The 13,913-nt window shown below is 66.8% G+C and carries 15 protein-coding genes; 3 read left to right on the top strand and 12 right to left on the bottom strand.

Annotated features, from left to right (window positions below):
- Positions 1-18 precede the first annotated feature (18 nt).
- Complete coding sequence (locus tag ACZ50N_RS10885; RefSeq protein WP_464475333.1) at positions 19-1,680, top strand: purine-cytosine permease family protein; 1,662 nt, start codon at positions 19-21, stop codon at positions 1,678-1,680.
- 48 nt (positions 1,681-1,728) lie between these two features.
- On the opposite strand, the gene pdxT is transcribed toward ACZ50N_RS10885, so the two are convergent.
- The 12 genes from pdxT to ACZ50N_RS10825 all read right to left on the bottom strand — a co-directional run bounded on the left by pdxT (position 1,729) and on the right by ACZ50N_RS10825 (position 12,515).
- A complete protein-coding gene (gene pdxT, locus ACZ50N_RS10880) occupies positions 1,729-2,316 on the bottom strand; it encodes a pyridoxal 5'-phosphate synthase glutaminase subunit PdxT (RefSeq protein WP_133414447.1) in 588 nt (195 codons plus the stop codon).
- Positions 2,313-3,161, bottom strand: a complete 849-nt coding sequence (gene tesB / locus ACZ50N_RS10875) for an acyl-CoA thioesterase II (RefSeq protein ID WP_464475332.1) — start codon at positions 3,159-3,161, stop codon at positions 2,313-2,315. The genes pdxT and tesB overlap by 4 nt, the downstream gene beginning before the upstream one ends.
- A 10-nt stretch (positions 3,162-3,171) precedes the next feature.
- The gene (gene pdxS, locus ACZ50N_RS10870; RefSeq protein WP_046366064.1) at positions 3,172-4,077 is read right to left on the bottom strand and encodes a pyridoxal 5'-phosphate synthase lyase subunit PdxS; all 906 of its coding nucleotides are present in this window, start codon (positions 4,075-4,077) and stop codon (positions 3,172-3,174) included.
- A gap of 65 nt (positions 4,078-4,142) precedes the next feature.
- On the bottom strand, positions 4,143-5,180 hold the full coding sequence (locus tag ACZ50N_RS10865) for an NUDIX hydrolase (RefSeq protein ID WP_464475331.1): 1,038 nt from the start codon (positions 5,178-5,180) through the stop codon (positions 4,143-4,145).
- A complete protein-coding gene (locus tag ACZ50N_RS10860; RefSeq protein WP_464475330.1) occupies positions 5,177-6,307 on the bottom strand; it encodes a glycosyltransferase family 4 protein in 1,131 nt (376 codons plus the stop codon). The genes ACZ50N_RS10865 and ACZ50N_RS10860 overlap by 4 nt, the downstream gene beginning before the upstream one ends.
- The gene (locus ACZ50N_RS10855; RefSeq protein ID WP_046366061.1) at positions 6,307-7,215 is read right to left on the bottom strand and encodes a phosphatidylinositol mannoside acyltransferase; all 909 of its coding nucleotides are present in this window, start codon (positions 7,213-7,215) and stop codon (positions 6,307-6,309) included. The genes ACZ50N_RS10860 and ACZ50N_RS10855 overlap by 1 nt, the downstream gene beginning before the upstream one ends.
- Positions 7,212-7,883, bottom strand: a complete 672-nt coding sequence (gene pgsA / locus ACZ50N_RS10850) for a phosphatidylinositol phosphate synthase (RefSeq protein ID WP_464475329.1) — start codon at positions 7,881-7,883, stop codon at positions 7,212-7,214. The genes ACZ50N_RS10855 and pgsA overlap by 4 nt, the downstream gene beginning before the upstream one ends.
- Positions 7,880-8,428: an ATP adenylyltransferase gene (locus tag ACZ50N_RS10845; RefSeq protein ID WP_133414450.1), complete on the bottom strand. Its 549-nt coding sequence runs from the start codon at positions 8,426-8,428 to the stop codon at positions 7,880-7,882. Before ACZ50N_RS10845 ends, pgsA begins: the two co-directional genes overlap by 4 nt.
- Before the next feature lies 1 nt (position 8,429).
- Positions 8,430-10,499: a threonine--tRNA ligase gene (gene thrS / locus ACZ50N_RS10840; RefSeq protein ID WP_464475328.1), complete on the bottom strand. Its 2,070-nt coding sequence runs from the start codon at positions 10,497-10,499 to the stop codon at positions 8,430-8,432.
- Positions 10,500-10,587: 88 nt separating this feature from the next.
- Positions 10,588-11,016, bottom strand: coding sequence for a TIGR02611 family protein (locus ACZ50N_RS10835; protein WP_046366057.1), 429 nt, complete (start codon positions 11,014-11,016; stop codon positions 10,588-10,590).
- Complete coding sequence (locus tag ACZ50N_RS10830) at positions 11,013-11,642, bottom strand: PaaI family thioesterase (protein ID WP_046366056.1); 630 nt, start codon at positions 11,640-11,642, stop codon at positions 11,013-11,015. The genes ACZ50N_RS10835 and ACZ50N_RS10830 overlap by 4 nt, the downstream gene beginning before the upstream one ends.
- Positions 11,643-11,663: 21 nt before the next feature.
- On the bottom strand, positions 11,664-12,515 hold the full coding sequence (locus ACZ50N_RS10825) for an aldo/keto reductase (protein WP_046366055.1): 852 nt from the start codon (positions 12,513-12,515) through the stop codon (positions 11,664-11,666).
- 37 nt (positions 12,516-12,552) lie between these two features.
- On the opposite strand from ACZ50N_RS10825, the gene ACZ50N_RS10820 reads away from it, so the two are divergent.
- Both ACZ50N_RS10820 and ACZ50N_RS10815 read left to right on the top strand, forming a co-directional pair.
- On the top strand, positions 12,553-13,050 hold the full coding sequence (locus ACZ50N_RS10820) for a DUF1990 domain-containing protein (protein WP_464475327.1): 498 nt from the start codon (positions 12,553-12,555) through the stop codon (positions 13,048-13,050).
- A 110-nt stretch (positions 13,051-13,160) separates the two neighbouring features.
- Positions 13,161-13,880 carry a GAF and ANTAR domain-containing protein gene (locus ACZ50N_RS10815; protein WP_413783435.1) on the top strand — a complete coding sequence of 240 codons (720 nt, stop codon included), beginning with the start codon at positions 13,161-13,163 and terminating at the stop codon, positions 13,878-13,880.
- Positions 13,881-13,913: the final 33 nt, after the last annotated feature.

Raw genomic sequence — 13,913 nt, 5'->3', positions numbered from 1 at the left:
CAGTCCTAGCTTTGCCGAATGACCCAGGAAATCGGCGATGACGTGCGCAACGCCGCACCCGATGCCGACCTCGACCGGCTGACTGCCACCAAAGAAACCCTCGAGGACTACACGCTGCGCTTCGCTCCCCGCAGCTACCGCAAGTGGTCCACGAGGGTGGTCGGCATCTCCGCTCTCGGCGGCATCGCCTACCTCGCCGACTTCGCGATCGGCGCCAACATCGGCATTTCCTACGGCACCACCAACGCGCTGTGGGGCATCCTCATCTTCGCCGTCGTGATCTTCCTGACCGGCTTCCCGCTGGCCTACTACGCAGCGCGCTACAACATGGATCTCGACCTCATCACGCGCGGAAGCGGATTCGGCTATTACGGCTCCGTCGTCACCAACGTCATCATGGCGACGTTCACGTTCATCTTCTTCGCGCTCGAGGGATCGATCATGGCCCAGGGATTGCAACTGGGGCTCGGCATTCCGGTGTGGATCGGCTACGCGGTATCCACGCTGATCATCTTCCCGCTCGTCATCTACGGCATGAAAGTGCTGTCCACACTGCAGGTCTGGACGACCCCCCTGTGGCTCATCCTGATGGTCGCACCGTTCGTGTATCTCGTCGTCAGCCATCCCGAGTCGGTCAGCCAGTTCTTCGCCTATCAGGGCGAGCAGGGCAACGGGGGTTTCAACCTCGGCTACACACTGCTGGCCGCGGGCGTCTGCCTATCGCTGATCGCCCAGATCGCCGAACAGATCGACTACCTGCGCTTCATGCCACCGAAAACGCCGGAGAACAGCCGCAGTTGGTGGACGTGGATGATCCTCGCCGGCCCGGGCTGGGTGTTCTTCGGCGCGATCAAGCAGATCGTCGGGCTGTTCCTCGCGGTGTACCTGATCGCCAACGTCGCCGGGAGCGCGGGCGTCGCCAATCAGCCCGTGCACCAGTTCCTGGAGATCTACGAGAACTTCCTGCCCGGTTGGCTGGCGATGACCCTGGCCGTCGTGCTGGTCGTGATCAGTCAGATCAAGATCAACGTGACGAACGCCTACTCCGGGTCGCTGGCGTGGACCAACTCGTTCACCCGCGTCACCAAGCGCTACCCCGGTCGGCTCGTGTTCCTCGGCTTCAACCTGCTCATCGCGCTGATTCTGATGGAAGCCAACATGTTCGACTTCCTCAACACCATCCTCGGGTTCTACGCCAACTGCGGCATGGCCTGGGTCGTCGTGGTGGCCTCGGACATCGTGATCAACAAGTACCTGCTGAAGATCTCCCCGCAGGCGCCCGAGTTCCGCCGCGGCATGCTCTACGCGATCAACCCGGTCGGGTTCGGCTCCATGCTGATCGCAGCCGGGGTGTCGATCCTGGCGTTCTTCGGCGGCCTGGGCGAGGCGATCCGCCCCTACTCACCGCTGGTCGCGATCGGCCTGGGCCTGGTGCTACCGCCCATCTTCGCCGTGGCGACCCGTGGCAAGTACTACCTGCGCCGCACCGACGACGGCATCGCTCTCCCGATGTACGACGAGCTGGGCAACCCGTCCGGCGAACACCTCAAATGCCATGTGTGCCATCACGATTACGAGCGCCCCGACATGGCGAAGTGCGAGACGCACGATGCGTTCGTGTGTTCACTGTGCCTGTCCACCGACAAGGTCGCCGACCACGTCCTGCCGGCTCAGGCGTGATTTCGGCGTGGTTGTCGTCGCTGAGCGACGACAACCACGCCGAAATCGCTAGGTCAGGGAGTCGACGAAGAGTTTGTGGACCCGCCGGTCGCCGGTGACCTCCGGATGGAACGCCGTCGCGAGCGTGCGGCCCTGACGAACAGCCACCGGATGCCCGGCCGCGGTCGCGAGCACCTCCACTCCGGCGCCGACTCGCTCCACCCATGGGGCCCGGATGAACACCGCGTGCACGGTTCCCTCCAGGCCGTCGAACGGGATGTCCTCTTCGAACGAATCGACCTGGCGCCCGAACGCGTTGCGACGCACAGTCATATCGATGCCATGCAGCGGCAGCGCCTCCCTGCCGGGCACTCCCGCATCGGCGATCTCGGTCGCCAGCAGGATCATCCCGGCACACGAACCGTACGCCGGCATGCCCTCGGACAGCCGGGCCCGCAGCGACTCGAGCAGATCGAACTCCCGCAGCAGATGGCTCATCGTCGTCGACTCACCGCCGGGAATCACCAAGCCGTCCACCCGGGCCAACTCGTCGACACGACGCACCGTGCAGGCATCGGCCCCGGCTTCGCGAAGTGCAGCGAGGTGTTCGCGGGTGTCCCCCTGCAGCGCCAGCACCCCGACCCGGGGCGTGCTCACGTCGACGCGCGGGTGAAATCGCGGGGATAGCGCGTCAGGCCCTCTTGCATGACCGCGGCCACCATCTCGCCGTACTGATTGAAGATCTTGCCCTGGGTCAATGACCGCCCACCGCACGCCGACGGTGAGGACTGGTCATAGAGCAACCACTCGTCGGCACGGAACGGGCGCATGAACCACATCGCGTGGTCGAGCGAGGCGACCTGCAGATGCTGGCGCACGTCGGGATAGTTCACCTGCGCGGAGCCCAGCAGCGTCAGATCGCTCATGTAGGCGAGTGCGCAGATGTGCAACACCGAATCGTCGGGCAGCGGATCCCGATGCCGGAACCACACCTGCTGCTGAGAAGCCTTGCCCGGCAACAACGTCAGTTGATCGCGGGGAACGATCCGCACGTCCCACTCGTCGAATTGGCGGAAGCTGGCGTCGTCGAAGACCCTGCTCGCCGACTTGAAGTCGACCATGTTGTCCGGCGGCGGGGCGGTCGGCATCGCGTCCTGGTGCTCGATGCCGCTCTGGTCGGTCTGGAACGACGCCGACATCGAGAAGATCGTCTCGCCGTGCTGGATCGCAGCCACCCGCCGGGTGACGAACGAGCCGCCGTCACGCAGCCGCTCGACGGTGTACACCGTGGGCGACCGGGCGTCGCCGGCGCGCAGGAAATACCCGTGCAGCGAGTGCACCTGGAACTTCGGGTCTACGGTGCGCACCGCCGACACCAGCGACTGGCCGGCGACATGGCCGCCGAACGTGCGCTGCAGAAAACCCGACTCGGGGCTGAAGACACCACCGCGGTAGATGTTGACCTCGATCGGCTCCAGGTCGAGGATTTCTTCGATCGCCACAGTGGGGTTTTTACCAGCCGCGTTCTGCGAGCCGATGGGGCACCGGAATGTCGTCGACGTTGATGCCGACCATGGCCTCGCCCAGCCCGCGCGACACCTTGGCGAGCACGTCGGGGTCGTCGTAGAACGTGGTGGCCTTGACGATCGCGGCGGCCCGCTCGGCGGGGTTACCCGACTTGAAGATGCCCGAGCCGACGAACACGCCCTCGGCGCCCAGCTGCATCATCATCGCGGCATCGGCCGGCGTGGCGATACCACCGGCGGTGAACAGTGTCACCGGCAGCTTGCCGGCCTGGGCCACCTCGACCACCAGATCGTAGGGCGCCTGCAATTCCTTTGCCGCGACAAACAATTCGTCTTCCGACAGCGACGTCAGCCGGCGGATTTCGCCGCCGATCTTGCGCATGTGGGTGGTGGCGTTGGACACGTCACCGGTTCCGGCCTCGCCCTTGGAGCGGATCATCGCCGCCCCCTCGGTGATCCGGCGCAGCGCCTCACCGAGGTTGGTGGCACCGCACACGAACGGCACGGTGAACTTCCACTTGTCGATGTGGTTGGCGTAGTCGGCCGGGGTCAGCACCTCCGACTCGTCGATGTAGTCGACACCCAGGCTCTGCAGGATCTGCGCCTCGACGAAATGGCCGATGCGAACCTTGGCCATCACCGGGATGGTGACCGCGGAGATGATGCCCTCGATCATGTCGGGGTCGCTCATCCGCGACACCCCGCCCTGGGCGCGGATGTCGGCGGGCACGCGCTCGAGCGCCATCACCGCGACCGCGCCGGCGCCCTCGGCGATCCTCGCCTGTTCGGGCGTGACGACGTCCATGATCACGCCGCCCTTGAGCATCTCCGCCATGCCACGCTTGACGCGCGCCGTGCCGCGGGCCGGACTACCGAAGGCTTCGGTTTCCACTGTCAACTCCTTCAATCGCTACCGATTCAGTGTAGATACGGCGGCAAATCAATTCGATCCGCAGGTCAGCGGATGGGGCGTACAGGCTGCCGGTCGATCGTGTCGGGCCGGTCGGCCAGGGCGTTCGCCTCGTCGAGCAGATCGGCGAGCTGCCGCGGATAGACCGCCTGACCATCGGCAACCAGTGCAGCGATGATTGTCGCATCGCACCATCGGTGACCGTGGATGTAGGTCCGTTCCAGCCGTGACCGCCCGCCGTCGGACGGCTCGAACCGTTCGGTGCGGTGCACGAAGTACATCTCCTCGCTCCGGATCACGGCCCCGTTGAACTCGATGGTCGCGTCGCGGCGCCACGCCGGCCCGATCATGTCGTCAGGGCTCACCCGCAGACCGGTCTCCTCCTCGAGTTCCCGCGCGGCCGCCTGCGCCAGGGACTCCCCCGCCTGCGCGGCACCGCCGATGGTGAACCACCAGCGGGGTGCGGGATCGGTCGGGCTCTGCGGATCCGATCCGCACAGCAGCAGCACCGCGCCCGCGTCGTCGAGCAGCAGCACCCGCGCCGACGTGCGGGGTGCCGGCGGCGCGGCCTCGCGCGTCGACACCTCCCCGCCCTCGGAGATCTCGAAATACCCGGGCATCGCCGCGGTGCCACCCAATCGCAGCGCACGCACCGCGGGGCGCTCTCGAAGCGCCAGGGTGTCCCGGACCGCGTCGTTGTGGAACCGCCGCGCCAGCAGTACTCGGGCTTCGGCGTCGGCCAGCTCGGCCACCAGGGCGCGCGGCAGCGAGGCGGGGTCGACCCGAGCCAGCGCCGCGGAGAGTTCGTTCTCGGCGGCCTCCCGCGCCGGCCGCGGGGCACGCTCGGCAGCGTCGGCCAGCGCGGCCAGCCGCTTGCCGTCGGGCCCGACCCCATAGGCGTCGACGGCGACTGCCCGCGCCACCACTGCGCGTCGCGCCAGCGCCCCGTCGAGCGCCTGCCAGGACAGGTCGTAGCGCACGTGCAGGCGGTCGAGGCGGTGGGCGGTCTGATATGCCCACAGCGCGATCACGGCGACGGCGGCGACCAGAAGCGCGATCACCACCGCGGTCACCCACGGGATCACCCTGCGACCCGCACTTTCACGCCGGAGCCGGCCACCGTCTCGTACACCCGCATGATCTGCAGTGCCACCACCGACCAGTCGTAGCGCTGCACGAGCTCGGCGGCGCACTCGATGTAGCGGGCCCGGCGTGCGTCGTCGGAGAGCACGTCGATCAACCCGGCAGCCAGGTCGTCGGGATCGTCGACGGAAACCAAGCGGCCACCGCGGCCGTCGTCGAGTACCCGCCGGAATGCGTCGAGGTCACTGGCCACCACCGCGGTGCCCGCGGCCATCGCCTCGACCAGCACGATGCCGAAACTCTCGCCGCCGGTGTTGGGCGCGCAGTACACATCGGCGCTGCGCATCGCCGCGGCCTTCTGCACGTCGTCGACCTGGCCCAGGAAGCGCAGGTGACCGGCCAGCGGGCCGGCCGTCTCGCGCAGCTCCGCCTCGTCGCCGCGCCCCACCACCAGAACCTCGATGTCGGCGAACCGCTCGACGACCGCAGGCAGCGCACCCATCAGCACCGACATGCCTTTGCGCGGTTCATCGAAACGGCCGAGGAACAGGATCGAACGACCCGGGCGCGGATAACCCTCGAGCATCGGTGCGGTGGCGAACGAGGCGACGTCGACGCCGTTGGGAATCTCCACCGCGTCGCTGCCCAGTGCCTCCATCTGCCAGCGGCGCGCGAGATCCGAGACCGCGATGCGGCCGACGATCTTCTCGTGCATGGGCCGCAGGATCGGCTCGAACACCGACAACGTCAGCGACTTCGTGGTCGACGTGTGGAACGTCGCCACGATCGGGCCCTCGGCGATGTTCAAGGCGAGCATCGACAGGCTGGGCGCGTTGGGCTCGTGCAGATGCAACACGTCGAAATCGCCCTGCTGCAGCCATTTCTTGACCTTGCGGTGGGTTGCCGGCCCGAAGCGCAGCCGTGCGACCGAGCCGTTGTACGGGATCGGCACGGCCTTGCCGCCGGAAACCACGTAGTCGGGCAGCGATGTGTCAGCGTGGGGCGAGGCCGGTGCGAGCACGCTGACCTCATGACCGGCCGCGTGCATCACCTCGGCGAGTTGCAGGATGTGGGACTGCACACCGCCGGGCACATCGAAGCTGTACGGGCAGACCATCCCGATGCGCATCAGCCCGCCTCCAGCCTCGCCCTGCGCTCCTCGGACAGGTCGGCCAGCCACTGCGGTTGCATCATGTGCCAGTCGGCGGGATAGGTGGCGATGTTGTCGGCGAATCGATCGGCCAACGCCTGGGTGATGACGGTGACGTCGCCCGACGAGGTGTCGATCTCGGGGTAGATCTTGGTGCCCCACCCGTCGCCGTCGAACCAGCAGTGCGCCGGGAACAGCGCGGCTCCGGTGGTCAGCGCGAGTTTCGCCGGGCCAGCGGGCAGCCGCGTCGGCTCACCGAAGAAATCCACCTGCACGCCGCGGCGGCTCAGGTCGCGATCCGACATCAGACAGACGATGCCGTTGTCGTCGAGCCAGTCCGACAGCACATCGAACGGTGGCCGCTCCCCGCCCGACGACGGAATCACCGTGAAACCCAGGCTCTCCCGGTAGGCGAGGAAGCGGTTGTACAGCGATTCCGGTTTCAGACGTTCGGCGACGGTGGCGAAGGTGCCGAAGTTCTGCGCCAGCCACACCCCGGCCATGTCCCAGTTGCCGCTGTGCGGCAGCGCGAGAATGGCACCGCGCCCCCTCTCCTTCAGCGCATCGAACGCCATGCCGATGTCGAGGACGTCCAATTGGCGCCCCAACTCGTCGTGGTCCATCGACGGCAGCCGGAACGCCTCACGCCAATACCGGGCGTAGGAGGCCAGCGAGGCGTGCATCAGGTCGTCGGGCACGTCCTGCGGCGCAGTGCCGATGACCCGGGCCAGGTTCCTGCGCAGCTGATCAGGTCCGCCACCTCGAGCGGCGTATCGGGCGCCTGCGCCAAAAGCATTGCGCGCCACGATCTCCGGGGCGGCACGCACGAGCCGCCAGCCGGCTGCGTAGCCCCAGTCACTGAGGTGGTCACCGAACGGGATCATCATGGGTCGGTGGTCTCGGGCTTCTCGACGGTGTCGGCGGAAGTCATGGGGTCCATCGCCCCGGGCGAGACGCGCACACTGTGCAACCGCTGCCCGACGGTGAGCACACTGGTCACCGCGAGCACCCACATGGCCACCGGCAGCAACCAGTGCAGCGGCAGGAACGACAGCCCCGACAGACCGGCGCCGGCGAGCACGATCACCAGCCGCTCGGGCCGCTCGATGAGGCCGCCGTCGCCGGTGAGGCCGCTGGCCTCCGCTCTGGCCTTGATGTACGAGATCACCTGGGAGGACACCAGACAGATCATGGTGGCGACGACGAGCCCGGTGCTTTGCAGTCCGAACGCCGCCCACCAGAGCAACCCGCAGAAGATCGCGCCGTCGCTGATGCGGTCACACGTCGCGTCGAGTACCGCGCCGAATCGACTGCCCCCGCCGCTTTCCCGGGCCATAGCCCCGTCGAGCATGTCCGCCAGCACGAACACGAAGACGGTGAACGCGCCCCACCACAGCTGACCCATCGGGAACAGCGTCAACGCCGCGAGCACGGAACCGGCGGTCCCGAGGATGGTCACACTGTCGGGGGTGAGCCCGAGGCGCAAAGCCCCCTTGGCCGCGGGGCGCGACAGCTTGGCGTACGCCGCCCGCGTCATCAGATAGAAATCGCTCACTGCTGGCGATCCCACTCACCGGCCAGCAGCTGTCGCGTGTCGCGCAGGAGCTGCGGAATGATCTTGGAATCCCCGATGACCGTGATGAAGTTCGCGTCGCCACCCCAGCGGGGCACCACGTGCATGTGCAGATGCTCCGACAGCGAGCCTCCCGCCGACGTGCCGAGGTTGAGTCCGACGTTGAAGCCGTGCGGCCGCGACACCGCCTTCATCACCCGAATCGCCTTCTGCGTGAACGCCATCAGCTCGGCACTCTCGTCGACGGTCAGATTCTCCAGTTCCGCCACCCGCCGATAGGGCACCACCATCAGGTGACCGGGGTTGTACGGGTAGAGGTTGAGTACCGCGTAGACCAGCTCGCCGCGCGCGACCACCAGACCGTCCTCGTCGGACATGTTGGGGATGTCGGTGAATGGTTCGGACGACGCCGCCGAGCCCGGCTTCACGGCGTCGACGATGTAGTTCATCCGGTGAGGCGTCCACAGCCGCTGCAGATGGTCGGGTTCGCCTACCCCGCGGTCTACGATCGTGTCGTCCGAGTCCACGTCACCCCTCGCCTGCTTGCGCCTCGACGGTCACGAGATCTGCTGTCGGAGTGCTGTTTTCGCGCCGCTTCACCCAGTCGACAATGGTCTGGACCGCCGCGTCCCGTCCGACACCGTTGATCTGCGTGCGGTCGCCGAACCGGAACGACACAGCGCCTGCTTCGACATCGCGGTCCCCCGCGAGCAGCATGAACGGCACCCGCTGGTTGGTGTGGTTGACGATCTTCTTGGCCATCCGATCGTCGCTGGTGTCGACCTCGGCCCGAATGCCGTGCTTCCGCAAGTCCGCGGCCACCTCGAGCAGATAGTCGACGTGCCCGTCGGCGACGGGAATCCCCACCACCTGCGCCGGCGCCAGCCAGGCCGGGAAGGCACCGGCGAAATGCTCGGTCAAGATGCCGAAGAAGCGTTCGATCGAGCCGAACAACGCGCGGTGAATTAGTACCGGACGCTTGCGGGTCCCGTCGGCGGCGGTGTATTCGAGCTCGAATCGGTCTGGCATGTTGAAGTCGAGCTGAATCGTCGACATCTGCCAGCTGCGACCCAGCGCATCACGCACCTGGACCGAGATCTTCGGACCGTAGAAGGCGGCCCCGCCGGGATCGGGAACCAGCTCCAGCCCTGAGGATTCCGCCACCTCGCGCAGCGTCTCGGTGGCTTCTTCCCAGATCTCGTCCGAGCCGACGAACTTGTCGGGGTCCTTGGTGGACAGCTCGAGGTAGAAGTCGTCGAGGCCGTAGTCGGCGAGGAGCTCCAGCACGAACTGCAGCAGCCGGGCCAACTCGTCGCGCATCTCCTCACGGGTGCAATAGATGTGCGCGTCGTCCTGCGTCATCCCCCGCACACGGGTCAGGCCGTGGATCACGCCGGACTTCTCGTATCGGTAGACGCTGCCGAACTCGAAGAGCCGCAACGGAAGTTCCCGATAGGACCGTCCCCGCGAGCGGAAGATCAGATGGTGCATCGGGCAGTTCATCGGCTTGAGGTAGTAGTCCTGACCCGGCTTGCGGACCGATCCGTCCTCGTTGAACTCCGCGTCGATGTGCATCGGCGGGAACATGCCGTCGGCGTACCACTCCAGGTGACCGGAGGTGATGTAGAGCTGTTCCTTGGTGATGTGCGGGGTGTTGACGAACTCGTAGCCGGCCTCGATGTGCTTGCGCCGCGAATACTCCTCCAGCTCGCGCCGCACGATGCCACCCTTGGGATGGAAAACCGGTAGGCCAGAACCCAATTCGTCGGGGAAGCTGAACAGGTCGAGCTCGATGCCGAGCTTGCGGTGGTCACGTCGCTGGGCCTCTTCGATCAGCTCGAGATGCCGGTCGAGTGCCTCCTGCGACTCCCAGGCGGTGCCGTAGATGCGCTGAAGGCTGGCGTTGGCCTGGTCGCCGCGCCAGTACGCCGCAGAGCTGCGGGTCAGCTTGAACGCCGGGATGTAGCGCGTGGTCGGAATGTGCGGACCGCGGCACAGGTCACCCCAGACACGCTCGCGGGTACGGGGATTGAGGTTGTCGTAGGCGGTCAGTTCGTCGCCACCGACCTCCATCACCTCGGGATCGTCGGCACCCGACTTGTCGTCGATCAGCTCGAGCTTGTAGGGCTCACCGGCCAGCTCCGCGCGGGCCTGGTCCTTGGACTCGAACACGCGGCGCTCGAAGAGCTGACCGTCTTTGACGATCTTGCGCATCTTCTTCTCGAGCGCTTCGAGGTGTTCGGGGGTGAAGGGCTCCGCCACGTCGAAGTCGTAGTAGAACCCGTCGGTGATCGGCGGGCCGATACCCAACTTGGCCTCAGGGAACATGTCCTGCACGGCCTGCGCCAGTACGTGCGCCGCCGAGTGCCGGATGACGCTGCGGCCGTCGTCGGTGTCGGCCGCCACCGGGACGACGTCGACGTCGACCTCGGGAATCCAGGACAGATCACGCAGCCGCCCGTCGGCGTCGCGGACCACCACGATGGCGTCGGGTGCGCCCCGAGACGGCAACCCGGCATCACGCACCGCCGCAGCGGCGGTCGTCCCGGCAGCGACCCGGATCGGGGCTGCTGGTGCGGGGCGAGCGGGCGCGGTCATCAGGGGTTCTCCCAACGTTGGTGCAGTTCTGCGGTGAGGTCGGCCGAACGGGGCGCGGCGACCGCGACCATGCTATCGGTGCGGGACCTCAGGAACCGATACCAATAGGGCTTTGCAACCAGGGCCACTCGAGACCTACCAGTTTGGCCGCGAAGTTGAGCGCCCCGAACAGCCATAGTGTGACGACGACGACGGCGGCGGTGAAGACGACACCCAGGATCTTCACCCACAGGCCCTGTCGTGCGAACCAGTCCATCACCTTGTCGTAACGCTCACGCACCCAGGCGAGCAGGCGGCGCGCCCAGTCGAACTCGGTGGCCAGGATGCCGAGTCCGATGAACACGATCGCCCAGCCGGGCCCCGGATACGGGATCGCGACGATGCCGGCGGCGAAGACGACGGTGCCGACCACGCCGACGGCGATCCGGTACGAGAGGTTGGCGACCGGGCGTTCCCGCAGGCGATCGCGCCAGCTGGCCCAGCGGCGAGAGATCGCGTTCCGCTTCCCGTCGCTCACGGCTGACCCGGCTTCAGCTTGACGAACAGGGAGTGGGCCTCGGCGAGCACCTGATCGCCGTCCAGCAGACGGCCGGAGACGAAGATCTTCCGGTCTATGACGTCGTCGATGCCCGCATCGACCTGCAGAACTTTCTCGACCGGCACGATCTTGCGGTAGTCGACGTGCAGGAAGGCCGTGCGTTGGGCGCGGCTTCGACCGAGTTTGGCGGCGGTGAAGCCGAGCAACGAGTCGAACAGGTGGGCAATGGTGCCGCCGTGCGCGGCGCGGTTGCGGCCGAGGTGATAGCGGGCGAAGCGGGCGGTGCCGCCGATGCGGTTGTCGTCGGTGACGTGTAGATCGACCGGGATGTTCAGGATGTTTCCCCTGTTGGGCAGGTCCATCCGACGTCCTGACGGCGACGACCACTCGTCGGCGTCGAACGGTGCGAGCAGTTCGGACGCCTGCTGGATCAGGTCCGCTGCAGCGGTGATGACGTCATCGGGCGCGTCGGCGGCGCGGGCATGGTCTTGAAGGTCCCGTACCGCCGCGACGAACCGCCCGTAGTCGGGGCCACCCTTGGTGGTGGGCTGCGGCGGGTTGAAGCCTCCCCCGGCTGGGACGTCGACGGACTCGGTGGCGCTCATCCGCTCACCGTATTGGTTGTCTCAGCTCTGAGCGGCACCGGCTTTGCTCAGCGTCTCGAACTCGTCGTCGCTGAGCTCGATGTCTCCGGCAGCCACGTTCTCCTCGAGGTGAGCCACTTTCGACGTCCCCGGGATCGGCAGCATGATCGGCGAGCGCTTGAGCAGCCATGCCAACGCCAACTGCGAGGCAGTCGAACCATGTTCGGCGGCGATGCGCTGAAGAGGGCCGTCAGCAGCTGCCAGCGGTCCGGCTGCCAGCGGGAACCAGGGGATGAAGGCGATGCCGTGAGCTTCACAGGCGTCGACGAGGGGTTCGGCGCCGCGGGTCGTCAGGTTGTACATGTTCTGCACCGAGACGATCGGAGCCACCTTCTGGGCGGCCTCAAGTTGTTCGACGCTGATCTCCGACAGCCCGATGTGGCGGATCTTGCCCTCCTGCTGCAGCTTCAGCAGTTCGCCCACCTGGTCCTCGGCGGGAAATTTGTCGTCGATGCGGTGTAGCTGAAACAGGTCGATGGTGTCCACGCCGAGGCGGCGCAGGCTCATCTCGCATTCCTGTCGCAGGTAGGCCGGGTACCCGAGGACAGGCCACTGATCGGGACCGGTGCGCAGCAACCCCGCCTTCGTGGCAATGACGACGCCGTCGTAGGGATGCAGTGCTTCCCGGATCAGCTCCTCCGAGATGTAGGGCCCGTACGAGTTCGCGGTGTCGATGAAATTCACCCCGAGTTCCACGGCTCGCCTCAGCACGCGCAGACATTCGTCGCGATCTGCGGGTGGACCCCACACGCCCTTGCCTGTCAGGCGCATCGCCCCGAAGGCAAGGCGGTTGACGGTCAGATCGTTGCCCAGGGTCAGCGTCGTCGTGGTCACCGCACCGACGGTACGCCCGCGATGGGAAGCTCAGCTGGTGAAGTTGAGTGACCTGGCGGCTCTGCCGCTGACCTACCCCGACGTGGGCGCAACCGCCAGTACCCCGCCGCCGGGCTACCGCTTCCTGCGCAGGACGTCGGTCATCGGTTGCGGCCGTGAACGTTTCGAGCAAGCGGCCGCGGCGGGGATGCGTTTCGGCATGCTGCGAGGCGCCGGGCTGCGCGTCGAGTCGACAACGCCGACAGCCGAGGAAGGGACCGACGTCCTCGGGCACCTGGGACCGGTCTCCGCCCCGTGCCGGGTGGTCTACGTCATCGACGAGCCGGACCGCCGCGGATTCGCCTACGGCACGCTGCCCGGGCACGCGGTCCGCGGCGAGGAACTGTTCCTGGTGCGCTTCGACCGCACCACTGACCAGGTGATCGCGGAGGTCGCCGCGTTCTCGCAACCCGCGGCGTGGTGGAGCAGGCTGGGCGCTCCCGTGACCTCACTCATGCAGAAACTCATCGCCGGCCGGTACCTCAAGGCCTTGTAAGACGACCCTCCGCTGAGCGCCACGGAAGTGTCAGCACCATGCCCAGGTGATTTGCCATGGTCAGCGGTAGATTGGTGAGCCGAATTGACGTAAGAGTTTGGACGGTGGCGGTGGAAGCTCAGCCTGACGTGGACGCGACGCATTTGCGCGTGGCGGAAGTGGTGCGCGGTCTGCACAACAGATCCGATGCCGACGCGGACACAGTGGTCGCCGAACTGGCTGAACATGCAGCCGTCGAGATTCCCGGCGCGCAGTACGCAGGCATCACGCTCACCCGCAACGCCCGCCAGATCGAGACGCCCGCGGCGACGTCGCACTGGCCACTTCTGCTCGACAAGATCCAGCAGCGCTACCACGAGGGGCCGTGTCTGACGGCGGCCTGGGACGAGCAGACGGTGCACGTACCCGACCTCGAGACCGACACGCGGTTTCCGAATTATCGACAGGACGCGCTCGCCGAGACCCCGATCCGGTCGATCATGGCGTTCCAGCTCTTCATCGCCGGCGAGACCCTCGGGGCGCTCAACGTCTACTCCGAGCAGCCCAACGTGTTCTCCTCTGACTCGCGGACGATCGGGTTGATCTTCGCCGCGCACTCCTCGGTGGCCTGGAACTCCGCTCGCCGGGAGGATCAGTTCAAGCGCGCGCTGTCGAGTCGCGACATGATCGGCCAAGCCAAGGGAATGATCATGGAGCGCTACCGCGTGAACGCCGTGCAGGCCTTCGACGTGCTCCGCAAGCTGTCCCAGGATTCCAATGTGCCGCTGATCCAGGTTGCGACCGATCTGGTTGCCGGCGCGCTGGCTGACAACGAGCAGAAGACCCGCTGACCGGCCTGGCTGAGCGTCGACTCAGCCAGGCCG

Source organism: Mycolicibacterium obuense, from assembly GCF_055397605.1.
This window is presented reverse-complemented; position numbering and strand designations above follow the sequence as displayed.